The following is a 23,503-nucleotide window of genomic DNA, read 5'->3' as shown; positions in this document are numbered from 1 at the left end:
TCCCGTCAGGCGGCCTCTCGGTGTGCGGTCGGGCGGGACAGCAGGTGATAGGCGTGGGCCGCCGACACCAAGGTCGTGTGCCGGTGCCAGCCCGGGAACGAGCGGCCCTCGAAGTCGAGCAGGCCGTAGTGCTCGCCCAGGGAGGCGACCGTCGCCAGGGTGCCGGTGTGCAGCTCGGCCAGCGCGAGCAGGTCGGCCATCCGGCGCCCGGGCAGGTTGGTCAGCCAGACGCGGCCCAGGCGCTGTGGGCCGGCGTTCCACTCGGCGAAGACCCGGCCGGCCGAGGAGAGCCGGCCGCCGCCGGGGCGCAGCCCGGCTATCTCCGTCGGGCCGGAGATGACCTGGACCCGGCGCAGACGGCCGTCGGATCCCGTCGTCACCGCCGCGTCCGGGTGCCGGGTGCCGCCCTGGAGCAGCAGCTGTCGGGCGGAGACCGGGGGCACGGGCTCCCGGAGGGCACGGTCCGCGACCGGCTCCGGGGTGAGCGGCAGCTGGCCGCTCACCGCGAGCACGAAGGCGTGGCCCCGCCCGTGCAGCCGCTCGACCAGCGGGCGTACATCGGTCACGGTGGTCAGATCGGCGACGACCGGTGCCCGCACCACACCGGGCTGTGCGGCCAGGCCCTCGACCAGGTCCAGGGCCTGTGCCCACAGGGCCTGCGGGGAGGCCTGAGCCGGAATGCGTGCCCGGCGTCGCATCTCCTCGTCGGCCGTCCATCGCTCCGGCAGGTGCAGCCGCCAGTCGACCGGCACCTGCCCCTCGTCGCCGGCCAGGAAGAGGGCAAGGCCCAGCTGGCAGTTGACGGTCCGGCCCTGCTCCCGGACGAACCGGCGGTGCACCCCCGCCGAGTGGGCGCCGCGTTTGGGCAGCACCGCGGGCGCGAGGGTCCAGGCGCGGGTGTCCAACCGCTCGCCGGCCCAGCCCATGAGTTCGCGCCGGGTGGCCTCCCACTCCCAGGGGCTCGCGTTCACGAACTGCTGGAGCGACTGGGAGGCGGTGAGCGAGGACGTCACTGTCTCGGCCATCCGCCGTACGGACTTCTTGCCCGGGGTGGCGAGCAAGCCGCGCAGATAGACCTGTCCCCAGCGCTGCTGGTCCGCGCGGGGCAGATGCTCGAACAGCCGGCCGGTGAACTCGGCGAACCCGGCGGCACGCCCGCCCCGCCTGTTCCGGAGATCCTGTGCCTTCCGTGCCTCCCCCATGTCTCGCGCATCTCGTACGTCCGGTACCTCTCGAATCGCTGACACTCCATCCCCCTCGGCGCGGTGCGATCCACTCGAACACCAAAAGCATAAAGAACGTTTGCTTTGTTTCGGGCCAAGTCTGCACTACTTTGGCGAGTCCGTGCCTCAGCGCCCCCCTCACCAGGGGCAATGTCGGAGTTCGACCTGAGGAGGAAGAGAGAGCCGATCTATGCAGGAGAGAGCCGCACGAACGCACGACGCCCTGATTCACGCGGCGGCGGTGGAGTTCGACACCCGGGGGTACGAGGGCGCCTCGCTCTCCCGGATCAGTAAGCGGGCAGCCGCCTCCATGGGGGCGTTGACCTTCCATTTCGCCACCAAACGGGAACTCGCCGAAGCGGTACGGGCGGCCGGCCAGGACGCCGTCACCCCCGTGGTGCACGGCGCTGTCAGCGCCTCCGGGACCCCGCTGGAGGCCCTGGCGGGCCTGACCGTCGCCGTGATACGGCTGCTGGAGCACGACGTGACCACCCGCGCCGCGGCCCGGCTGGAGCGGGACGGCCTGCCCGGGGGACAGGACGCGCGGCCGGTCCCGGGGTGGGCCGACGGGGTGCGGCTCCTGCTGGAGCGCGCGGCCGCCTCCGGCGATCTGCGGCCCGGCGTGCCGCCGGACACCGCCGCGCTGCTGCTGACCTGGCTGGTCGAGGGCAGCCGGGTGGAACCCCGCGCGGTCGCCGGCCAGCACGTCGACCAGGTGTGGGAACTGGTGCTGCACGGGGTCGGCGCGGACCCGCCGCCGCGATGAGGACACGGAGAAGGGGCTCCCGGGATATGCCGATCCCGGGAGCCCCTTCTCCGTGTCCCTCACGGTCCTGCGCGGCACACGTCCGACCCGCGAGGTCTCATGACACCGCCGCCAGGTCCCGCTGGACGTCCGCCAGTGAGCGGTTCTTCGTCTCCGGCACCTTGCGGACCACGAAGACGACGGCACCGGCGGACACCGCGGCGAAGAACCAGAACACCCGGCTCTCCCCCACCAGATCGGCGGCCGGCAGGAACAACTGCCCGACCACGAGATTGGCCGTCCAGTTCACCAGCGCGCACACCGCCCCGCCGCGCGCCCTGGACTCGGGCGGGAACAGCTCCGCCGCCAGGATCCAGAACACCGGGCCGAGCCCGACGGCGAAGGCGGCCACATAGCCGACCATGCAGCAGAGCGCCGCCACGTTGGTCACCGGGCCCGACGGCAGACCGAGCGCCACCCCCAGGGCGACCAGGGCAAGCGCCATGCCGCCGAGCGAGAACAGCAGCAGCGGCCGCCGTCCGGCCCGGTCGATCAGCGGCACGGCGGCGACGGTCGCCGCCACGTTCACGGCACCGATCGCCACCGAGTACGTGATCGAGTCCGCCGCGGGCAGCCCGGCCCGGGACATGATGCTCGGCGCGTAGTAGATGACGCTGTTGATGCCGCCGAACTGCTGCACGGCCGCCAACGTCACCCCGATCACCAGCGCGGGCCGGGTCCCCGGGGCGCTCAGCGACCCGGCCGGAGTGCGAGCGGTCCGCCCGCGCAGCCACTCAGGACTCTCCGGGATCGCCAGGGTCCCCAGCAGCATCGCGACGGACGGGACGAGACCGACGGCGAACATGGCCCGCCAGTCGGCGCTGCCCGCGAACCAGAGGTTGATCAGGTACGACACCAGGATGCCCACGGTGAGCAGGATCTGGTTGGCCGTCACCAGGCGGCCGCGCAGCCGGGGCGGGGCGATCTCGGCGAGATACAGCGGCACCACCGTGGACGCGCCGCCCACCGCGAGACCGAGCACCGCGCGGGCGGCGAGCAGCATCACGAAGCCGTGCGCCAGCACGGCCGCCAGCAGCCCCACGGTGAAGGTCAGTGCGATCGCCGCCAGCACCTTCTTGCGCCCGAACCGGTCGGCGGGCCGCCCGCTGCCCATCGCGCCCACCGCGGCGCCCAGCAGCAGCGCCGAGATGACGGCACCCTCCTCGAAGGAGTCGAGCCCGAAGTCGGTCCGGATGAAGAGCAGGGCACCCGAGATCACTCCTGTGTCGAAGCCGAACAGCAGCCCGCCGAGCGCGACGACGGCGGTCCACAGGCCGAGCCGGGCGGGCGGGGCGTCGTGGTCGGCGGCAGGGGCCGCCGCGGCCGGCGGGTGGGGTGTGTCGAGCATCGTCGTCTTCCTCTTCCTCGGCTTCCGGTCTCCGGTGGGGGGTTCGGCGGCCCGTCAGGCACGGGTGAGCAGCAGCTCGGGGTCGTTCAGCAGGGCCGCGGTGTCCGCGAGGACCCGGGAGCCGAGCGCGCCGTCGACGAGCCGGTGGTCGAAGGACAGGGCCAGGGTGGTGACCTGGCGCGGGACCACCTTGCCGCGGTGCACCCAGGGGCGTTCGCCGATGGCGCCGAGGGCGAGGATCGCCGACTCCCCGGGGTTGAGGATCGGGGTGCCCGTGTCGATGCCGAACACGCCGATGTTGGTGAGGGTCACCGTGCCGCCGCGCAGCGCAGCGGGCGGGGTCCGGCCCTCGCGCGCCGTGGTCGTCAACTCCTCCAGCGCGACCGCGAGTTCGGGCAGGGTCCGGCGGTCGGCGTCGGCGACCGTGGGGACCAGCAGACCGCGCGGGGTGGCGGCCGCGACGCCCAGGTTGATCCGGTGCTTGAGCACGATCTCCTGGCGCTCCTCGTCCCAGGACGCGTTGATCTCCGGGTTGCGCCGTACGGCGACCAGGAACGCCCTGGCCGCCAGCAGCAGCGGGCCGACCCGCAGCCCCGCCATGTCCGGGTGCCGCTTGAGCCGCCGGACCAGCTTCATGGTCCGGGTGACGTCGACCGTCACGAACTCGGTGACGTGCGGCGCGGTGAAGGCGCTGGCCACCATGGCCCGCGCGGTGGCCCGCCGTACGCCGGTGACGGGGACGCGGGTCTCCTGGGAGGCAGGCACGGCAGGCACGGCAGGCACGGCTGGCACGGCAGGCACGGCAGGCATGGCAGGGGCGGCGGGGGCGGTCTCGACGGGGGGCGTCGGTGTGGTGGCCGGGTCGGCCTCCGCCACCGAACGCACATCCGCCCGCGTCACGTCTCCGCGCGGCCCGGTGGGCACGACCGCGGCCAGATCGACGCCCAGTTCCTTGGCGAGCTTGCGCACCGGGGGCTTCGCGAGGGGAAGGGCGGCCGCCACGGGCGCCGCCGGGCTGCTCCCCTCACGGCGCCGGTGGCGACGGACGGCGGACGCGGGCGCGGCGCCGTAGCCGACCAGGACCGGGGTGCGGGCCTCCGGCCCGGGGACGGTGACGGCCGCCGTCGCCCCCGCCGTCACCGTGATGATGGGCGCGCCCACGTCCACCGTGGCGCCCTCGGGGAAGCACAGCTCGTGGACCACCCCGTCGTAGGGGATGGGCAGTTCGACCGCGGCCTTGGCGGTCTCGACCTCGCACACCACCTGCCCGTCCGTGACGCTGTCGCCGGGCGCGACCAGCCAGCGGATGATCTCGGCGTCCTGGAGGCCCTCGCCCACATCGGGCATCCGGAACTCCCGCAGGGCGTTGTCCGTCATCGTCTGCCTCTCTTCAGTACGCGAGCACGCGGTCGACGGCGTCGAGCACACGGTCGATCCCGGGGAGGTACTCCTCCTCCAGCCGGGACGGCGGATACGGGGTGTGGTAGCCGCCGACCCGGAGGACCGGCGCCTGGAGGTGGTAGAAGCAGTGCTCGGTGACGTGCGCGGCGATCTCCGCGCCCGCGCCGAAGAACACCGGAGCCTCGTGCGCGACCACCAGCCGTCCGGTGCGCCGCACGGAGTCCTGGAGGGTGTCGAAGTCGAGCGGCGAGACCGACCGCAGGTCGACGACCTCCAGCTGCCGGCCCTCCTCCTCGGCGGCCACCGAGGCCGCGTCCAGGCAGGTGCGCACCATCGGCCCGTAGGCGGCCAGGGTCAGGTCGGTGCCCGTACGGACCACCTGCGCCCGGTGGGCGGGGGCGACGGGGGTGGTGGTGTCGACCTCGCCCTTCTCGTAGTAGCGCCGTTTCGGCTCGAAGAAGATCACCGGGTCGTCGCAGGCGACTGCCTCCCGCAGCATCCAGTAGGCGTCGCAGGGCGTCGCCGGTGACATCACCCGCAACCCCGCCACGTGCGCGAACAGCGCCTCCGGGGACTCCGAGTGGTGTTCGACCGCGCCGATGCCGCCGCCGTACGGGATGCGGATGACGACCGGCAGCTTCACCTTGCCCAGCGAGCGGGCGTGCATCTTCGCGAGCTGGGTGACGATCTGGTCGTAGCCCGGGAAGACGAAGCCGTCGAACTGGATCTCCACCACCGGGCGGTAGCCGCGCAGTGCGAGGCCGATCGCCGTGCCGACGATGCCCGACTCGGCGAGCGGGGTGTCGATGACGCGGCTCTCGCCGAAGTCCTTCTGCAGGCCGTCCGTCACCCGGAAGACACCGCCGAGCCGGCCCACGTCCTCGCCCATGACGAGGGTCCTGGGGTCCTGGGCCAGCACATCGCGCAGCGCGGTGTTGAGGGCGGTCACCAGCGTCATACGGGTCGCTGTCATGGCTCAGCCCTCCTCGGCGAAGGACGCCTGATAGGCGGCGAACTCGGCACGTTCCCGGTCCACACCCGGATGCGCCCCGGCGTAGACATGGTCGAAGAGCGCGCCGGGCGCGGGCGAGGGCATGGTCCGTACGCCCTCCCGGACCCGGGCGGCCAGCGCCTCCCCCTCGGCCGAGACCTCGGCGAAGAACGCGTCGTCGGCGGCGCCCTCGCGGCGCAGCAAACGTTCCAGGCGCAGCAGCGGATCCTTGGCCCGCCAGCTCTCCACCTCGGCCGCGTCCCGGTAGCGGGTCGGGTCGTCGGAGGTGGTGTGGGCGCCCATGCGGTAGGTGAACGCCTCGATCAGATACGGCCCCCGGCCCGCGCGCACATGCTCCAGCGCGGCCCGGGTCACCGCGAGCACGGCCAGCACGTCGTTGCCGTCCACCCGCACGCCGGGGAAGCCGAAGCCCTGGGCGCGCTGGTACAGCGGTACCCGGGTCTGCCGTGCGTTGGGCTCGGAGATGGCCCACTGGTTGTTCTGGCAGAAGAACACGATCGGCGCGTCGTACACGGCGGCGAAGTTGAACGCCTCGGAGACATCGCCCTGGCTGGCGGCCCCGTCCCCGAAGTAGGCGACGACCGCGTTCTCGGAGCCGTCCCTCGCCATGCCCCACGCGTAACCGGTGGCGTGCAGGGTCTGCGAGCCGATGACGAGGGTGTAGAGGTGGAAGTCGTGCGCGTCCGGATCCCAGGCGCCGTTGTCCACACCCCGGAACAGCCGCAGCAGCGCCAGCGGATCCACTCCGCGCCCCAGCGCGACGGCGTGTTCCCGGTAGCTCGGGAACGCCCGGTCGCCCTCGGCCAGCGCCCGCACCGATCCGACCTGGGCCGCCTCCTGCCCGAGCAGCGAGGGCCACAGCCCGAGTTCGCCCTGCCGCTGCAGCGTGACCCCCTCCGCGTCGAAGCGGCGGGCGAGCGCCATGTCCCGGTACAGGGACCGGAGTTGACCGGCGTCCGGATCGATGGCGTACTCCGGATGCGGCACCCTCTCACCGTCCGGGCCGAGCAGCCGTATGCCGTCGCCGCTCATCGCCCGCCGCCGATGCCGAGCCCGTCCATCGCCGCCGCCACGGCCTTGACCAGCGAGGAGGCCCGCTTGTCGTCGGGGCCGAGCGCGATGAGCCGGTTCATCACGTACGACACCCCGGCCGCCGCGCGCGGCCATGCCTGGTTGGCGGAGCCGCCGGCGCCGTCGTGGCCGAAGGAGTCGCCGTCCACCGTCGGCCGTGGGGTGGTGCGCAGCCGGTAGCCGCCGCCCCCGTACACCATCGGTACGTCGATCAGCTGGTCGACCTTGCTGACATGGGGGGCGCGGGCCTCGTCGAGCAGCCGGCGCGACAGCAGCAGGGGCGGCTCGTCGGCGGGACGGGCCGCGTCCTGGGCGAGGGCGCCGTACAGCTCGGCGAAGCCGCGGGCGGAGCCGTAGGCGTTGGCGGCCGGGATGAGGGCGAAGCGGCGGGCGGGACGGTTCCAGATGTCCTCGTCCTCGGGGAAGGGGACCGGGTTCTGCCAGATCCGCCGGGTCAGCGGGTCCTCGCTGGTGAAGTAACCGGTGAACTGGTCACGGAAGCCGGTGCCGTACTCGGTGCGGGCCACCCGGGCCTCCTGCTCGGGTGTGATGCCGAAGGAGACGTCGACACCGAGCGGCCCGGCCACCTCCTCGGCGAAGAACCGGTCCAGGCGCCTCCCGTCGGCCCGCCGGATCACCTCGGCGACGATCCACCCGGTCGCCCACGGCCCGTACAGAATCCCCTCCGCCCGCGGATCCGCCTCCGGTTCCTGGTCGGCCAGCAGCTTCGCCATGGCCTCCGGGTCGCTCAGGTCGTCCTGGGAGAGCGAGGCGGCCACGGCGGGCATCCGCGCGGTGAAGGTCACCACCTCGCGCACGGTGATGCCGGCCTTGCCCTTGGCCGCGAACTCCGGCCAGTAGTGGGCGACCGGCTTGTCCAGCTCCACCACACCCCGGTCGACGAGCACCAGCAGGGCGGTCGCCAGGATGCCCTTGCTGCCGGAGAACACGAGCTGGAGCGTGTCGCCGTCCCAGGCCCGCCCCGTGGTGGGATCGGCGGGGCCGCCCCACAGATCGACGACGCGTTCGCCGTCCAGCGTGACGGCGAGGGCGGCACCCTGTTCGTCGCGCTCGGCGAAGTTGCGGACGAACTCCTCACGGACGGATTCAAAACCCGGGGCCACATGGCCGGAGACGACGGTCTGCGATGACACGGCCTGCGATGACGTGGTCTGCGATGACACGTTCTGGGATGACACGGTCTGCGATGACACGGGGAACTCCAATCGGTAGGTGACGTCAGATGTCGCTTCAGCTCAGGCCGGGACGGCCGCGGGGACCGGAAGGGTCAGCCGCAGCGCCTCCTCGGCCTCCCCGCACACCGCCCCGACGTAGTCGCTGATCCGCGGCCGGCCCTGCGCGGCGGCGCCCCCGTGCGGGCCGACGACCACGGTGTAACCACCGGCGGCGCGCCCCGCGAGCAGGCCCAGCTCCGCGTCCTCGAAGACGATCGCGGCCCTCGGGTCCACGCCGAGCCGGGCCGCGGCCAGCAGATAGCCCTCCGGGTCGGGCTTGCCGCGGACCACGTCGTCGGCGCTGACCAGCACCCCCGGCAGCGGCAGCCCGGCCGCGGCCATCCGCCGCCGGGCCAGCTCCCGGCCCGCCGAGGTGACCAACGCCCAGCGGTTCGGGGGCAGTTCGGCCAGCAGTTCGGCCGCCCCCGGCAGCGCGACCGTGCCGCGGGTGTCGGCGATGTCCTGCGCCACCAGCCAGGCCGTCTCCGCCGCCACGTCGGTGCCCGGCGGGGCGTGCTCGGCGACCGTCTCGGCGGTGCGCTGGCCGTGCGCGCCGGCCAGGATCACGGCCGGGTCGAGACCGTGGCGGTCGGCGAACCTCCGCCAGGTCCGCTCCACCGCCGCGGTGGAGTCGATGAGGGTGCCGTCCATGTCGAACAGCAGCGCCTGTGCGGTCACTACGATGGCCATGTCCCTGCCGTTCCTGCGTAGTCGGTCCGACGGTCGCGCGGGCGCTCCGTCAGTGCCCGCAGCCGTTCCAGGTCGGCGGCGAGCCGGTCCGGGTCGCCGCCGCGGTGATCGTTCTCCAGCACCAGAGCCCGTACGGGCACGGCCTGTTCGGCCAGCGCGTCGAGGGTGGCGGCGATGTCGCCGTCGCCGTCGCCGAGCAGCGGGGTGCAGCCGTCGCCGTCCGGGCCGTCCTTCACATGCACCTGGTCGGCCAGCAGCGCGCCGGCCGCGGCCACCAGCGCCCGCGGATCCCGTCCCGCGGCGCGCGGGTTGTAGGTGTCGAGGAGCAGCCGGAAGGCGGGCGACGCGACCTGCTCCGCGAGCCGCAGCGCCGCCCCGGGCGCGAGGGTGTTCTCGCTGGCCAGCAGCAGACCCCGGGCCTGTGCCTGCCGGGCGGCGGCGTGCAGCACCTCCGCGGTGCGCAGCAGCGCGCGGTCGCCGTCGATCGCGCTGCGCCGGAAACTGGGCACGAACACCAGCGGCGCGCCCAGCTCTCCGGCCGCGTCGAGCAGTCGGTCCAGCACGGCACGGACCCGGCCGGCGTCCAGGGTGCCCTCGGCGGCGGTCAGCCCGATGTCGTTGAGCACATTGCCGGCGAGCCCGAGCGGAGCCACCCCGGCGCAGCGGGCGGTGCGGGCCAGCCGCGTCAGCTGCCCCGGCCCGTCCAGCCAGGGGCCGCGCCCGGGCCCGCCGAGGTCGAACTGGAGCCCCGGTACCCGGTGCCGGAAGGCCAGGTCGACGGCCGCCTCGCCGCGCACGGGCAACCGCCAGTCGGCCAGGGCGATCCGCGGGGCCTCGGGTACGGCACTCATGACGGCTCGCCCATCCGTACGGCCAGTTTGACGAGCCGTCGCCCGGAGACGATCCGGTCCGTCGTGCCGGCGAGCCGGGCCAGGACCGGCACCGCGCCGGGCAGGTCGACGACATGCGTCACCAGGTCCCGGTACCGCTCGGGCGCCCGGCACAACTCGGCCGCCGCGTACCGCAGATGCTCGCCGGCCACGCCCCGGTGCCCCAGGATCCGCACCTTGTGCCCGCTCGCCGTACCGAACCGGGCGACATACGGCGGCTGCGGGCGGCCCGCCCGGTTCGCGGCCCGCACCTCGGCGAGGTCGGCGCCGGGCACCTGGGGGCTGGCCGCGGGCCGCGGGAGCCCGCTGACCAGGTCCACCACGGTGTCCGTACCGGCCGCCGCCTCCAGAGCGAGCTCCAGACAGGGCAGGGTGGCCGGGGCCGGGGTGGCGATCAGCACCGCGAGGGGGCCGTCGCCGAGGGTGCGGGCCAGCCGCTCGGCCGACAGATCCTCGGACAGCAGCCGTACGTCCGCCGAGTGCGGGGCGCAGTTGCTCCAGACCAGGCCGGCGGGGGTGTGGTGGACGTGCACGGTGCGCACGTCGGGGCCGTACCAGCGCCTGGCCGTGCGGACGGCCAGATGGCCGACCGTGCCGTCGCCGAACACCAGGAGGGTGCGGGGGCGGTGCTCGGTCATGGCGAGGGCCGCGTACCGGGCCACCGCGAGCGGCTCGACGAGCGCGCCGAGCACCCCCGGCGGGACCTCGGGGAGCGGCAGTACGAGTCCGGCGCGGACGGCGGTGGCCGGGACGAGGACGCGTTCCTGGAGGAGGCCGTCGACGTTGTGGCCGAGGAGGAAGGAGTCGTCGTCGGGGTGGGTGGGGTTGATGACCACGGGCACACCGGGGCGCAGAGCGGGGTCCTGGACGCCCTCGCCCACGGCCACGATCCTGGCCACGCCCTCGTGGCCGATGACGGGGGCGCCGTCGTCGCGTATGCCCCGGAGCATCTGGAGGTCGGTCCCGCAGACTCCGGCCACCAGGGGGGCGACGAGCAGTTCGCCGGGGGCCGGGCTGGGGGTGGGCCGTGGGGTGAGGTGCAGGCCGGAGTCGTCGCGGAGAACGGCGTAGTGGCGCGTCTTCGTCCGACGGGGTCGCGTGGTGTCGGGCGTGGCGTTCCCGCCGGGGTGGCTCAGGGCCCCGATTCCGGCGCCGATCAGGCCGTTGGCCTCACCCGGTGCGCAGACGGTGATGCGGTTCGCCGGCCAGTCCGGCATCAGGTCCGAGGTCAGATACAGGCCTTCTCGTGCGAAGTGGCGCTCCAGGGACGCCTTGTAGTGGTGGCCCAGGCCCGTCGCCACACCGCCCGTGACGGCCAGCTCGTCGAGTTCCGGGTCCAGGGACAGGGCCGTGCGCAGGACGTCGGCCACCGGGGCCGTCGCGGCGTCCAGGAGCTCGGCGGCCAGGACGTCGGACCGGTCGAGGGCCGTGCCGAGGGCCTCCTCGAAGGAGGTGCCGTCGGTCATGGCCCGGCCCAGGGACGAGGCCCGCCAGCGGTCCGGGGCGCGGTCCCGCAGGACGTCCGCCATGCGGCGCAGGCCGGGGCCCGAGGCGTAGGCCGCCACATGCCCCGGACCACCGCAGTCGCAGGTCAGTCGGACTTCGTGACCGGCGAGTTCCGTGTGTGCCGGCAGGTGGCCGACCTCGCCCTGCAGACCGCAGGGGTCGGTGGCGATGGTTCCGGTACGCAGGTCCATCGTGCGGCAGGCGATACCCGAACTCACCGTCAGCAGCAGGACCTTGCGGTGCTCGTGGGGGCGGGGGCCCGAGGCGTAGTGGAGCAGCGCCGCCGTCACGTCGTTCAGGACGTGCCACTCGACGTCCGGGCGCAGGGCGCCCAGCGCCGCCGGCAGATCCAGCGGCGTCGTCTCGTCGCCGAACAGCGGTCCGGAGCCGTAGACCGTGCCGGTGCGCTGGTCGAGCGCGGCACCGAAGGAGATCGCGGCCACCGTGGGGGCGGGGCCGGCCGGGACGGCGTCGCAGATCGCGGCGAGCAGCCGGCCGCGCAGTTCCTCCAACGATGCCTCGGGGTGGCGCAGCCGACTGGGGGAGGGCGTGTCGGTCACCTCGCCGAGACCCTCCTCAGGTGACCATCGGGCGTGGCGCACATGGGTCCCGCCCACGTCGAGGACGGTGATCGGACCCCGGGCGCTCACGGGGCCGACCCGTCCGTCCGGTCCGCGTAGGCGTGCACGAACTCCAGCGCGCGGGCGAGTTCGGCGGGCGTCACGTCGTTGACGAAGACGCAGGAGCCGATGCCGTCGGTGAGGGGGAGGCGCTGCAGACCGTCGCGGTGCTTGACCGCGTCGGCCAGGCCGATCTGGAGCAGTTCGGCGGTGAACACCGGGTGGGTGAGCGGGAGTCCGGCGGCGGCGATCAGGGCGAGCGCCCGGCCTGCATCGGCCGGCGACAGATACTGGCGGCCCGTCGCGAGGGCCACGCACACCGCCATGTCGACGGCGACGGCCTCGCCGTGCAGCAACGGCGGGTCGGCCCGCAGCTCCAGGGACGGGCTGAAGGTGTGCCCGTAGTCGACCGAGCGCTCCAGCACGCTCTCCCACAGGTTGGGCTCCAGCTCGTCGAGCATGCCGGCGATGGCCCGCGAGACGACCTCGCGCATGTCCGCACCGCAGTCCGCGAGGGTGTCGCTGGAGATCTGCGCGACCGTCTCCTCCAGGAGGTGGAAGAGATCCGCGTCCTTGATGAGCGCCATCTTGATGATCTCGGCGAGACCGTTGGCGATGTGCCGGTGCGGCACCGTGCGCAGGAACTCCGGGTCGATCAGGGTGACTTCGGGGGCGAAGTAGGTGCCGAGGCGGTTCTTGTGGGTGCCGTGGTTGACGCCGGTCTTCACGCCGACGCCCGCGTCCACCTGGCCGACGAGGGTGGTGGGCACCCGTACGTAGGGTGCGCCGCGCCGGTAGAGGCTGGCCGCCATGCCGACGACGTCCATCAGGACACCGCCGCCGACCACGACCACGCGCTCGGTACGGCGCAGGATGCCCATCTCGGTCATGGCCCGGGTCACCTCGACGACCTGCTCCAGGGCCTTGGTCTCCTCGTCGCCGGGCATGACCAGCCAGGTCGCGTCGGCCTGCCAGGCGGTGAAGTAACTCCGCAGGGCGGTGCCGTACAGGTCGTCGACCACCTTGTCGACGACGACGAGGGCTCGGACACCGTCGCGGTTGTCGGCGCCGACAGCCTTGGCGAGCGCCGGGTTGGCGGGGTTGAGCAGTCCCCGGGTGAGGGAAATCTCGTAGCCCACGGGCTGCTGGGCCTGGACGTACCAGGTCAGGCCCGGGGGCCGGGGTATGTCGAAGCCGGACGTCAGCCGCGACGGCCGGTTCGTCGTGATCTCGGTCATGTGCGGTTCTCTTCCTCTGCGGGCTTGGGCATCGGGAGGGGGCATCGGAGCCGGTGGGCGGACGCCGGGCCGGGCGGGGACCGGGTGGGGTGAGGGGCGCTGTGGGGCGGGGTTCGCCGTGGCGCGGGGGCCGCTGGGGGGGGGGGTGCCGTCCGGCGGGGTTCGCTGTGGGGGGGGGGGCTTGCCGTCCGGCGGGGTTCGCTGTGGTGCGGGACTGTGGTGGTGCGGGACCCGCCGTGAGGCGAACTCGTCCTGGCGGGCCGGGGGCCGGACGCGTCTCTTCGGTGGGTCTCGGCTGCGGTCGCCGGTCGCCGGGGTCGGCGTGGGGATGGTGGGCGCGCGGGGGGTGTGGCTGGTGGTGCCCCGTGTCCGAGTGCGGGTCCGGCCGGGTGCGGGGCGCGTGGCGGACATGGCCCCGCTCCCCGCTGCGACGGCCGTTGCCGGGTCGGTCGTGCGCCCATCGGGTCGCCCCCGCGACGCCGGGCCGGGGATCGCCCGGCCCGGCGTCGACAGGGTGGTCCGGCGGGGGTCGCCCGCCGAAGTCGGTGCCGGCGCGGATCAGGCCTCCGGGGCGCCCAGCGGCTCGGGCAGGGCGTCCAGTTCGACCATGTCCTGCGCGGTGAGCGCGACATCCGCGCCGCCGGCGTTCTGCTCCAGGTAGCGCTCGGTCTTGGTGCCGGGGATCGGAACCACGTACTCGCCCTGGGCCAGCAGCCAGGCCAGGGCGACCTGGGCCGTGGTGGCGCCGTGGCGGTCGGCCACGGCCGCGACCGCGTCGACGATCGCCTTGTTGTGCGCGAACGCCTCCCCGGTGAACCGCGGCTGGGTGCTGCGCCAGTCGTCCTCGGGAAGGTCGGCCGGCTTGGTGAAGGCACCGGTGAGCAGCCCGCGGCCGAGCGGCGAGAACGGCAGGAAGGCGATGCCCTGCTCGACGGTGTACGGCAGCACGTCCGCGAAGGCGTCCCGCGTGAACAGGGAGGCCTCGGACTCCACGGCCGCCACCTCGTGCACGGCCTGCGCCGCCTTGACCTGCTCCAGCGTCACCGCGGACAGGCCCAGCGCGCGCACCTTGCCGGCCGCGACCTGCTCGGCGAGGGCGCCCCAGCTCTCCTCCAGCGGGACCGTCGGGTCCACGCGGTGCAGGAAGTACAGGTCGATGTGGTCGACGCCGAGCCGCTGCAGGCTCGCGTCCACGGCGGCCGACAGGTGCTCGGGACGCCCGTTGAGGCCCAGGCCGTTCTCGTCGACGACCAGACCTCCCTTGGTGGAGAGCACGGCCTCGTCCCGGCGGCCCTTGAGCGCGCGGCCGACCAGCTCCTCGTTGGTGAACGGGCCGTACACGTCCGCGGTGTCGATCAGGTTGACGCCGAGGTCGAGGGCGCGGTGGATCACCTTGACCGAGGCGTCGTCGTCCCAGCCGTGCGGGTCGTAACCGAAGGACATGCCCATGGTGCCCAGGCCCACGCGGCCTACGACAGGACCGTTCTTGCCGAGGGTGGTGGTACGCATCTTCAACTCCAGTGTTGTAGAGGGGGGTTGGGTATCAGACAGATCGGGCGGATCGGATGGATCAGACAGATCAGGGGGAGGAACGTCAGGGGAGGCGGATCGACTGGCGGTGGTGGAACACGTCACTGGGGTCCCAGGCGCGCTTGACCTGCTGGAGGCGTGCGTAGTTCTGCTTCCAGTACAGGTCGTGCCAGGCCACCGAAGAGCGGTTGAACGCCGGGTCGGACAGGTCGCCGTCGGGGTAGTTGATGTAGCAGCCGTCGGTCACGTCGTTCGGGACGGGGACCCCGCCCGTGTCGCCGTACACGGCGCCGAACGCCTCGCGGATCCAGCCGACGTTCTTCGTGTCGTCGGCCTTGTCGTACCAGCGGCTCTCGAAGTTCACCTTCATGATCGCGTCGCGCTGGGCGACCGCCGTCGCCGTCGACGACACGCTCGCGATCCTGCCGCCCGACGCGGACAGCACGATGCCGGTCATGGTGCTCGGCTTGTCCGTACTGGTCAGGTGGGCGTACATGGCGTCGATCTGCGCCTGCGGGGTGCGCCGCCGCAGATGCGCCGACTTGTGGCAGCCCCGGGTGGTGGGGTCCAGCTGGGTCGGCGAGATCGCGCCGATGTACTTGGTGCCGCGCAGCCACGGCATCAGGCGGGTGCTGGTGTACTGCGAGTCCGGGATGCCGTCGTGCCGGACGGTCGCCGAGCTCAGGCCGAGGGCCGCGTCCATCCCGGCCAGGAAGTCCGACAGCACGCTCGCCGCGTCCGGCAGCGAGGCGTCGAGCTGGACCACCGCGCCCATCGAGCCGCTGTCGCGGTGGTTGAGCATCAGCCAGGAGTACAGCGAACCGGCCGTCGTACCAGGGGTGTTGTGCTCCTCGAACCAGGTGCCCCAGTACTCGACCAGGCGTCTGAAACCGTCCTGGGTGACCTTCTCCCAGGGCCAGCCCGCCAGCGTGAGGAAGATCTTGGAGGGCGCCTTCGGCAGCAGGGTTTCGGCCGCGCCGGTCCTACCCGGAGTGCGGAACCAGAACGCGGTCACCACACCGAAGCTGCCGCCACCGCCTCCGGTGTGCGCCCAGAACAGGTCGCGCAGCGCCGAGTCGGCGGAGTCACGGGCGGCCACCACGCTGCGTGCCGTGCCGGAGGCGTCCACGACGACGACCTCGACCGCGTGCAGATGGTCGACGGTCAGTCCGTACTGCCGGGACAGGTTGCCGTAGCCGCCGCCGGTGACATGGCCGCCGACGCCCACGCTGTGGCAGATGCCGGCCGGGATCGTCACACCCCAGCCCTCGTACAGCGCCTCGTAGACGTCGAGGAGGGTGGCTCCGGCGCCGACCTTGAAGGCGTTCATCGAGCTGTCGAACGAGACCGCGTTCATCAGGCCCATGTTGATGTTGACCTTGATGTCCGCGTTGAAGACGAAGTCCTCGAAGCAGTGGCCGCCGCCGCAGACGGACAGCCGCTTGCCCGCGGTGACCGCCTCCTGCACCGCGGTGACCACCTCGGCGGTCGTCCGGGGCAGCACGACCTTGTCCGGACTCGACGTCCACCGCTGGTTGTTGCCGGATATCAGGTCCGGGTACCGGCTGTCGGAGGGTGTCACCGCGACGGCCGAGGCGGCCTTCTGCGCCGTGACGGCCGTGACGGCCGAGGCGCCCGTACCGTCGGCGGCGCGGGCGTGAGGCGCCGTCGCGAGGCCGCCGCCGGCCGCGGCCGTGAACGCGATCCCGGAGCCGAGCCCCACGAACCGCCGTCTCTTCAAATCACCCATCATTGACCCCCGTTTTCGCAATCGTTCGACGCTGTTCAGAGACTCGGAGAAATCCGATGAATCGGAGAGCTCGGAAAATGTGGGACGCGTACGCAAGGAATGCACGGAAAACGTGCGAGAGATATTCGGTGCGCCCGGCGGAATGTGCGGCCGACGGCGCTTCGACGGTCTCCATCTCAACATCACCGGCGCCCGGAACGCCAACCCGTCGTGGCTACTTCGGCATGTCCGCCGACTTCTGCAACTCGCCCTTGTCCGGGCGCGCCGCGGCGCGCAGGCTTCCGGCGAGCCCGGGTACGAGAGCCCGGCACACACGCGTCCGCCCCGGGGCGGACCGAGCCCGAACGGAGCCCATCGTGAGCACACTTCCCGGAGCCCGGGCCGTCCACCACATCGCCTACACCGTGCCCGACCTGGACCAGGCCGTGAGCTTCTTCGTCGACGTCATCGGCGCCGAACTCGCCTACCGGCTGGGCCCGGTGGAGGACACCGAGGGCGACTGGATGACCCGCAAGCTCGGCGTCCACCCGAACGCCTCGGCGCAGATCGCGATGCTGCGCCTGGGACCGGTGACCAACCTGGAGCTGTTCGAGTACACCTCGCCCGACCAGGACCGCCGGCAGCCCCGCAACAGCGACCTGGGCGGCCACCACTTCGCCCTGTACGTCGACGACGTCGACAAGGCCGTGGCGTATCTGCGGGAAGTCCCCGGGGTCACCATTCTCGGCGAGCCGGAGACGATCACCGACGGCCCCATCGCGGGCGACCGCTGGGTCTACTTCGTCACGCCGTGGGGTCTGCACATGGAACTCATCAACATGCCCGAAGGAATGCCGTTCGAGGAGACGACCAGTACCCGGCTCTACCTCCCCGAGGAGAACTGGGACGCCTACCGGCCCGAAAGCGTGGAGGAGTCCGTCAACAGCAATCCGTTCAACCGGAACGTCATCCAGGAATTCCGGGCGAACGGCGGTCGGGTGGCCGACTTCGGTGAGGTGCCGCTGCTGCTGCTCAGCACCAAGGGCAGGCGCAGCGGTGTGGTCCGCACCACCCCGCTGGTGCATCTGGAGCACGGGGGCCGGCACATCGTCTTCGCCGCCAACGGCGGGGCCGACAGTCACCCCGCCTGGTATCGCAACCTGATCGCCGCGGGAACCGGCACGGTCGAGCTGCCCGGCGAGCGTCGCTTCCTCGCCCGGCCCGAGCCGGTGCCCGCGGCCGAGCACGAGGAACTGTGGCGGCTGCAGACCGCCCAGGATCCGAACTTCGCGCAGTTCCGGGGCCGTACGGGCCGTGACATCCCGGTCGTGGAGCTGGTCCCGGTCGGCTGAGACGGCTGTCGCAGGAGAGCCGGAGGAAAGAGGAGACACTGTGCCGGAAACCGTAGCCACCAAGGAGTTCCGGGCCGCCCGGGACTTCCTGCTGGCCCGTCGCGAGGACTACACGGGGGCGTACGAGGGTTTCGACTGGCCTCGGCCCCAGCACTTCAACTGGGCGCTGGACTGGTTCGACGTCATCGCCGAGGGCAACGGCCGTACCGCCCTGCACATCGTCGAGGAGGACGGCGGCGAGAGCCGGCTGTCCTTCGCCGAGCTGTCCGAGCGCTCGAACCGGGTCGCCGTCGGGCTGCGGTCGGCCGGGGTCGGGGCCGGTGACCGGGTCCTGGTGATGCTCGGCAACCAGGCGGAGCTCTGGGAGACCGCGCTGGCCGTGATGAAGCTGCGCGCGGTGCTGGTCCCGGCCACCCCGCTGCTCGGCCCCGCGGACCTCGCCGACCGGGTCGGCCGGGGCCGGGTGAGCCACGTGGTCGTACGGGCCTCGGACACCGCGAAATTCGACGACGTGCCCGGCGGCTACACCCGGATCGCGGTCGGTGGTGAGCCGGAGGCGGGCTGGCTGCCGTACGACGAACTCCGCACGGCGGCCGCCGACTTCGTCCCCGACGGTCCCACTCCGGCGGACACGGCCCTGCTGCTCTACTTCACCTCCGGGACGACCGACCTGCCGAAGCTGGTGGAACACAGTCATGTGTCGTATCCGATCGGCCATCTGGCGACGATGTACTGGATCGGGCTCAGGCCCGGTGACGTGCACCTCAACATCTCCTCGCCCGGCTGGGCCAAGCACGCGTGGTCGAACCTCTTCGCACCCTGGAACGCGGAGGCCACCGTCTTCATCCACAACTACACGCGCTTCGACGCGGCCCGCCTGATGGCGGAGATGGACCGCGCGGGTGTGACGACCTTCTGCGCGCCGCCGACGGTGTGGCGCATGCTCATCCAGGCCGACCTCACGCAGCTGCGCACCCCGCCGCGCGAGGCGGTGGCGGCGGGGGAGCCCTTGAACCCCGAGGTGATCGAGCAGGTCCGGGGGGCCTGGGGCGTCACCGTCCGGGACGGCTTCGGGCAGACCGAGACGGCCGTGCAGGTCTCCAACAGCCCCGGACAGGTGCTGAAGACCGGCTCCATGGGCCGCCCCAGCCCCGGCTACAAGGTGGAGCTCCTCGACCCGGTGTCCGGCGCGCCCGGTGCGGCCGAGGGCGAGATCGCGCTGGACCTGTCGGTCCGCCCCGTCGGCCTGATGACCGGCTACCACGGGGACCCCGACCGTACGGCGGAGGCGATGGCCGGCGGCTACTACCGCACCGGCGACGTGGCCTCGCGGGACGAGGACGGCTATCTGACCTACATCGGCCGCAGCGACGACGTCTTCAAGGCCTCCGACTACAAGATCAGCCCCTTCGAGCTGGAGAGTGCCCTGCTGGAGCACGAGGCGGTGGCCGAGGCGGCCGTCGTGCCCGCGCCGGACGAGCTGCGGCTCGCGGTGCCGAAGGCGTACGTGGTGCCGGCGGAGGGCTGGGAGCCGGGTCCGGACACCGCGAAGGCCCTCTTCGAGCACTCGCGGCACGTGCTGGCGCCCTACAAACGCATCCGCCGCCTGGAGTTCGCGCCGCTGCCCAAGACCGTCTCCGGCAAGATCCGCCGCATCGAACTGCGCGAGGCCACGGCAGTCGGCTCGGACGCCGAGTACCGCGAGGAGGACTTCCGCTGACCCGACCTCCACACCACCGCGGCCGTCGCCCGACTCGGGCGACGGCCGCGGTGGTGTGCAGAATCCGGAACCTGCCGGCCCCCCAACCGTCGGCCTGCTGCAGGCCCGTGGCGGGCCGAGTCCGCGGAACTGACCGGCGCAGCGCCACCTTCCCGGCCCTGGCGGCCGGTGTCGGGCTGGGGCGCGTCAGTCTCGGGGTGTGGTCGGTTCAGGTGGGGGCTCGGTCGGATGGGTGCGCGGTCGTTGTCGGGTTCGTGGGCGTCCAGGACTCCGTCGGCGCAGTGTCGTCTCCCCTGTCCTGGCGGCACGTGTCGGGTTGGGGCGCGTCAGTCTCGGGGTGTGGTCGGTTCAGGTGGGGGCTCGGTCGGACGGGTGCGCGGTCGTTGTCGGTTTCGTGCCGGGTCCGGTGATCCGGCCTCAGGACGCGGTCGTCGGTCGAGCGTCCGTGGCGCGGTCGGTCCGGGCCGGGACCCGGGCGGCTCCGGGTGCGGGCCCCCGGCAGGGTCCCGGGTCGCCGGACCCTCCGCGACCCGGTCCACCGGGCTCCGCTCAGGCGTCCGCTGTCGTCGGGCGTACCCGGCGCAGTGTCCACAGCAGCGGCAGGGTCAGCGTGCAGATCGCCGCGCCGGCCAGGGGGAGGCCGGTGACGCCGTACCGGGCGCCGTACCAGCCGGCCATGGCCGAGCCGGCCGCGATGCCGGCGTTTCCGGCCGAGGCGCCGAGGGTCGAGGCCAGGTCGCCGGCCGGGCCCGCCAGTTCGATGGTGCGAAGTTGCAGGGCGGGGGCGAGGCCGAAGCCGAACAGGCCGAACACGGCCAGACAGACGGCGACGGCGGCGGGCTCGGAGCCGACCGCGTAGAGCACCGCGAGGTCCGCCGCCAGCACCACGCCGGCCACCCGCAGGGTCGTACCGGCGTCCCGGTCGGCGAAGCGGCCGCCGGCCAGGGTCCCCACGGTTCCGGCGGCGCCGAAGACCAGCAGATAGCCGCCGACCGCGCTGCCGGAGACCCCGGTGACCTTCTGCAGATAGGTGCCGAGCAGCGTGAAGACGGTGAACTGGCCGCAGAACAGCAGCACCGCCGTGAACAGGGCGAGCAGCGGCGGTGCGGTCAGCACGTACCGCGTCTGGGCCCGCAGTTCGCCCTGACCGCTGTTCTCGACCTGCGGTAGCACCGCGAGCGTCAGGCACAGCGCGACACAGGCCAGCACGGCGATGCCCGCGAACACCGACTGCCACGGCATGACATGGCCCGCGTACGTGGCCAGCGGCACGCCGAGCAGGTTGGCGGCGGCGATGCCGCCGAAGACGACGGCCACCGCACGCCCCTTGCGCTCGGTCCCGACCAGGCTCGCGGCGGCGGCCGACGCGACCCCGACGAACAGCCCGTGAACGGCTCCGGCGACCGCGCGTGCCGCCACCAGCACGGCGAAGGAGCCGGCGAGCGCGGCCAGCGCGTTGGCGGCCGCGTAGACCGCCAGCGCACAGCACAGCAGCAGCCGGCGTGGCACCCGGATGGTCAGCGCGGTCAGCGAGGGGCCGCCGACGCAGACCCCGAGCGCGTACGCGGTCACCAGCAGGCCCACGTTGGTGACGGAGACATGCAGCCCGTCGGCGATCCGGTCCAGCACACCGACGGCGACGAACTCGGCGGTGCCCACCACGAACGCGCTCAGCCCCAGGACGCCGAGCGCGGCCCGGTGCGCGGAGGGTGGGCGGTGCGGTGGGCGGTTCCTGACCAGGTGGGTGGTCGCTATGGTCCGGGACACGGCTGACACGGCTGACTCCTTCGCTGACGTACGACGACTCGTATGTCGCAAGGAGATCAGCGAGGTGTGCCTCCTGTCGCCGCCGACTGCCCCAAGTAGCTCCGGATTCAATGGAGTTGAAGAATGTGGGGCAACCGGTGGCGCTCTCGGAAGTCAGGCGGCCGTGGTACCTCCGTCGACCGGTATGGCCGCGCCGGTGACGAACGAGGAACGTTCGCCGCACAGCCAGACGGCGGCCTGGGCCACCTCCTGGGGGTCGGCCATGCGCTTTTGGAGCGTCTCGTCCTCGAAACGTTCCTTCAGCTCCGGCACCGCCTGGATGACCTGGTCCATCATCTCGGTCCGGGTGCTGCCGACCACGAGGGCGTTGACGCGGATGCCGCGCTGCCCGTACTCCGCCGCGGCGGCCCGGGTGAGCCCGAGGACCGCGTGCTTGGCGGCCACGTACGCCGCCGAGGCACCCGTCGCCCGCTGTCCGGCCACGCTGGAGGTGTTGACGATCGTGCCGCCGCCCGACTTGAGCATCTCGGGGATCTGGTGGGACAGACAGTTCCAGACGCCGCGCACATTGACGTCCATGGTCCGTTCGTAGATGTCCTGGCCGGTTTCGTGCAGCACGGTGCCCGCGGTGGCGAACCCCGCGTTGTTGAAGGCGCAGTCGAGCCGCCCGAAGGTGTCGACGGCGGCGCGTACGACCCGCTCGACGTCCTCGGCGGAGGTGATGTCCCCGGGCACGGCCAGGGCCCGCCCGCCGGCGCCGGTGATCTCCTCCGCCAGTTCCCGCAACCGCTCGTCGCGCCGGGCCGTCACCACGACGGCCGCCCCCTCCCGGGCGAACAGCCGCGCGGCGGCGGCTCCGATCCCGCTGGAGGCACCGGTGATCATGGCGACCTTGCCGTCCAGTGCGAGTGAAGTGCCGGATGCCGGCCGGGTGTTGCTCATACCGGCGCCGCCTCGCTCAGCCAGAACGTGCCGTCGGTCAGTTCCGCGTCGACGGTCTGCAGCAACGTTTCGTCGATGGAGTCCAGCGAGTCCACCAGGTGCCGCACGCCCGCCTCCCGCATCAGCCGCGGCTGGAAACTGTGGACGAAGTCCGTCGGGTGCCCGATGAAGCCGGCCCCCAACTCCCGTGCGGTGTCTGCCACTCGGGCCACGTCGTCCACGAACACCGCCTCGTCGGGCCTCAGTCCGAAGATCTCGGTGGTGATCTCGTGCAGCCCGGGCCTGAAGTCGTTGGTGCACACGTAGCGAGGCCCGTCGAACAGTTCGGCCCAGTCGCCGAGGAACCGGTCGAAGTGTTCGGCGCCGAGTCCGCCGTAGCACACCGTGCGCAGGCCCAGCGCCCGCAGGCGCTCGACGAGGGCGATCGCGCCCGGCGTCAGGGCGACCGGGTGCTCGACGAGATAGGCGTCCCGCTCCTCGAAGTAGGCGGCCAGCGCCTCCTCGCCGGTCATGCCGCCGGGCAGCGCGGCAGCCATGTTGCGCCCCGCGACGCGCTGCGGCCGGGAGAAGACCGAGCGTTCCAGCTCGGCCGTGTACCGGCCACCGCGGCCGGTGATGAAGCGGTGGATCACAGGGCTGAACGTGTCGTTCAGCAGTACTCCGTCGATATTGAGGGCCGCCAGTCTCAGGCGGCCGAAACCGCGCGAGGCGGGTGGGGGCAGGGACATCGATCCTCCGTGGAACGGTCAGGCCGCCGACTTGTACGCGCGATCAGCGCCGGTCTCGGTGCGTGCGACGATCGTCGGGACCGCGATGCCGGGCAGGAGCAGCCGCCACATCCTCGTGACGCGCTCGATCAGGTCGGTGCGGCCGCTCGCCACGGCCGAGAACATCTGCATGCCGGTACACGCCTCGACGATGAACTCGCCCACCTCGTCCGGCTCCACCCCGGCCTGCAACTCCCCGCGCTCGTGCGCCTCCCGCAGGCAGGCCGCCATGATCCCCGCCCATTCGCGGTACGGGGTGGCGTCCTGGAGGCCGAAGGACGCCTGCTCGTTGGTCAGCCGGACACCGGCCCGCAGCAGGGGGTCCCTCTGGAGCCGACGGGCCCAGGTGAGAGTGATGTCCACGAGGCGCTGGAGCCCGTGCGAGTCCAGGAGCGGGACGATGGTCTTGGGCTGACTGTTCATCACCGCCCGGGCCAGGCCCTCCTTGGACTCGAAGTGGAAGTAGAGCGCTCCGGCGGTCAGCCCGGCCCGCTTGAGGATCCGGTTGACGCTCGCCCCGGCGTAGCCGAACTCGTCGAAGACCTCAGCCGCCGCCAGTAGGAGCGTTTCGCGGGTCTGCACTGCACGCTCCTGCTTTGCGCCGGTCATCGGCCACACCTCCCAAAATGTAGAACGCTCCTTATGTTATCTGCCGAG

The 23,503-nt window shown here is 72.6% G+C and carries 18 protein-coding genes and 1 pseudogene; 3 read left to right on the top strand and 16 right to left on the bottom strand.

Annotation, left to right across the window (positions count from 1 at the left end; all coding sequences use genetic code 11):
* Positions 1-5: 5 nt before the first annotated feature.
* The gene (locus AC2XR2_RS15160; RefSeq protein WP_491515302.1) at positions 6-1,202 is read right to left on the bottom strand and encodes an IS701 family transposase; all 1,197 of its coding nucleotides are present in this window, start codon (positions 1,200-1,202) and stop codon (positions 6-8) included.
* A 211-nt stretch (positions 1,203-1,413) separates the two neighbouring features.
* On the opposite strand from AC2XR2_RS15160, the gene AC2XR2_RS15155 reads away from it, so the two are divergent.
* Entirely contained in the window at positions 1,414-1,989 is a 576-nt protein-coding gene (locus AC2XR2_RS15155; protein ID WP_381302448.1) for a TetR family transcriptional regulator, read from the top strand.
* A 97-nt stretch (positions 1,990-2,086) separates the two neighbouring features.
* Here the strand turns inward: AC2XR2_RS15155 and AC2XR2_RS15150 are convergent, their stop codons facing one another.
* The 11 genes and pseudogenes from AC2XR2_RS15150 to AC2XR2_RS15100 form a co-directional block, all read right to left on the bottom strand.
* Positions 2,087-3,376, bottom strand: coding sequence for an MFS transporter (locus tag AC2XR2_RS15150; protein ID WP_491515301.1), 1,290 nt, complete (start codon positions 3,374-3,376; stop codon positions 2,087-2,089).
* Between the two features lie 54 nt (positions 3,377-3,430).
* Complete coding sequence (locus tag AC2XR2_RS15145) at positions 3,431-4,753, bottom strand: dihydrolipoamide acetyltransferase family protein (protein ID WP_491515300.1); 1,323 nt, start codon at positions 4,751-4,753, stop codon at positions 3,431-3,433.
* A 13-nt stretch (positions 4,754-4,766) separates the two neighbouring features.
* Entirely contained in the window at positions 4,767-5,750 is a 984-nt protein-coding gene (locus tag AC2XR2_RS15140; protein ID WP_449351271.1) for an alpha-ketoacid dehydrogenase subunit beta, read from the bottom strand.
* Positions 5,751-5,753: 3 nt separating this feature from the next.
* Positions 5,754-6,956, bottom strand: a complete 1,203-nt coding sequence (pdhA, locus tag AC2XR2_RS15135) for a pyruvate dehydrogenase (acetyl-transferring) E1 component subunit alpha (protein ID WP_381308420.1) — start codon at positions 6,954-6,956, stop codon at positions 5,754-5,756.
* Positions 6,941-7,984: pseudogene (locus tag AC2XR2_RS15130) on the bottom strand (serine hydrolase domain-containing protein); the annotation flags it as partial. The pseudogene AC2XR2_RS15130 and the gene pdhA, both read right to left, overlap by 16 nt.
* A 132-nt stretch (positions 7,985-8,116) precedes the next feature.
* A complete protein-coding gene (locus tag AC2XR2_RS15125) occupies positions 8,117-8,785 on the bottom strand; it encodes an HAD-IA family hydrolase (RefSeq protein WP_381308422.1) in 669 nt (222 codons plus the stop codon).
* Entirely contained in the window at positions 8,773-9,636 is an 864-nt protein-coding gene (locus AC2XR2_RS15120) for a sugar phosphate isomerase/epimerase family protein (protein ID WP_491515299.1), read from the bottom strand. The genes AC2XR2_RS15125 and AC2XR2_RS15120 overlap by 13 nt, the downstream gene beginning before the upstream one ends.
* Entirely contained in the window at positions 9,633-11,741 is a 2,109-nt protein-coding gene (locus AC2XR2_RS15115; protein WP_491515298.1) for an ROK family protein, read from the bottom strand. The genes AC2XR2_RS15120 and AC2XR2_RS15115 overlap by 4 nt, the downstream gene beginning before the upstream one ends.
* Positions 11,742-11,827: 86 nt before the next feature.
* Positions 11,828-13,039 carry a sedoheptulose 7-phosphate cyclase gene (locus AC2XR2_RS15110; protein ID WP_381308428.1) on the bottom strand — a complete coding sequence of 404 codons (1,212 nt, stop codon included), beginning with the start codon at positions 13,037-13,039 and terminating at the stop codon, positions 11,828-11,830.
* Positions 13,040-13,597: 558 nt separating this feature from the next.
* Positions 13,598-14,548 (bottom strand): aldo/keto reductase, encoded by a 951-nt coding sequence (locus AC2XR2_RS15105; RefSeq protein ID WP_491515297.1) that lies wholly within the window; start codon positions 14,546-14,548, stop codon positions 13,598-13,600.
* A gap of 85 nt (positions 14,549-14,633) precedes the next feature.
* The gene (locus tag AC2XR2_RS15100) at positions 14,634-16,310 is read right to left on the bottom strand and encodes an FAD-binding oxidoreductase (protein ID WP_491515296.1); all 1,677 of its coding nucleotides are present in this window, start codon (positions 16,308-16,310) and stop codon (positions 14,634-14,636) included.
* A gap of 365 nt (positions 16,311-16,675) precedes the next feature.
* On the opposite strand from AC2XR2_RS15100, the gene AC2XR2_RS15095 reads away from it, so the two are divergent.
* Together AC2XR2_RS15095 and AC2XR2_RS15090 are read left to right on the top strand one after the other, a co-directional pair.
* On the top strand, positions 16,676-17,650 hold the full coding sequence (locus tag AC2XR2_RS15095) for a nitroreductase/quinone reductase family protein (protein WP_491515295.1): 975 nt from the start codon (positions 16,676-16,678) through the stop codon (positions 17,648-17,650).
* Positions 17,651-17,690: 40 nt separating this feature from the next.
* On the top strand, positions 17,691-19,370 hold the full coding sequence (locus AC2XR2_RS15090; protein ID WP_491515294.1) for an AMP-binding protein: 1,680 nt from the start codon (positions 17,691-17,693) through the stop codon (positions 19,368-19,370).
* Positions 19,371-19,919: 549 nt separating this feature from the next.
* On the opposite strand, the gene AC2XR2_RS15085 is transcribed toward AC2XR2_RS15090, so the two are convergent.
* The 4 genes from AC2XR2_RS15085 to AC2XR2_RS15070 form a co-directional block, all read right to left on the bottom strand.
* Positions 19,920-21,146, bottom strand: coding sequence for an MFS transporter (locus AC2XR2_RS15085; protein ID WP_381309134.1), 1,227 nt, complete (start codon positions 21,144-21,146; stop codon positions 19,920-19,922).
* A 144-nt stretch (positions 21,147-21,290) separates the two neighbouring features.
* Positions 21,291-22,079: an SDR family NAD(P)-dependent oxidoreductase gene (locus AC2XR2_RS15080; protein ID WP_491515293.1), complete on the bottom strand. Its 789-nt coding sequence runs from the start codon at positions 22,077-22,079 to the stop codon at positions 21,291-21,293.
* Entirely contained in the window at positions 22,076-22,807 is a 732-nt protein-coding gene (locus AC2XR2_RS15075; protein ID WP_449351279.1) for an HAD family hydrolase, read from the bottom strand. Before AC2XR2_RS15075 ends, AC2XR2_RS15080 begins: the two co-directional genes overlap by 4 nt.
* Before the next feature lie 18 nt (positions 22,808-22,825).
* Positions 22,826-23,455, bottom strand: a complete 630-nt coding sequence (locus AC2XR2_RS15070) for a ScbR family autoregulator-binding transcription factor (RefSeq protein WP_381309126.1) — start codon at positions 23,453-23,455, stop codon at positions 22,826-22,828.
* Positions 23,456-23,503 lie beyond the last annotated feature (48 nt).

It is taken from the genome of Streptomyces sp. LS-MS-L19, from assembly GCF_058382285.1.
This window is presented reverse-complemented; position numbering and strand designations above follow the sequence as displayed.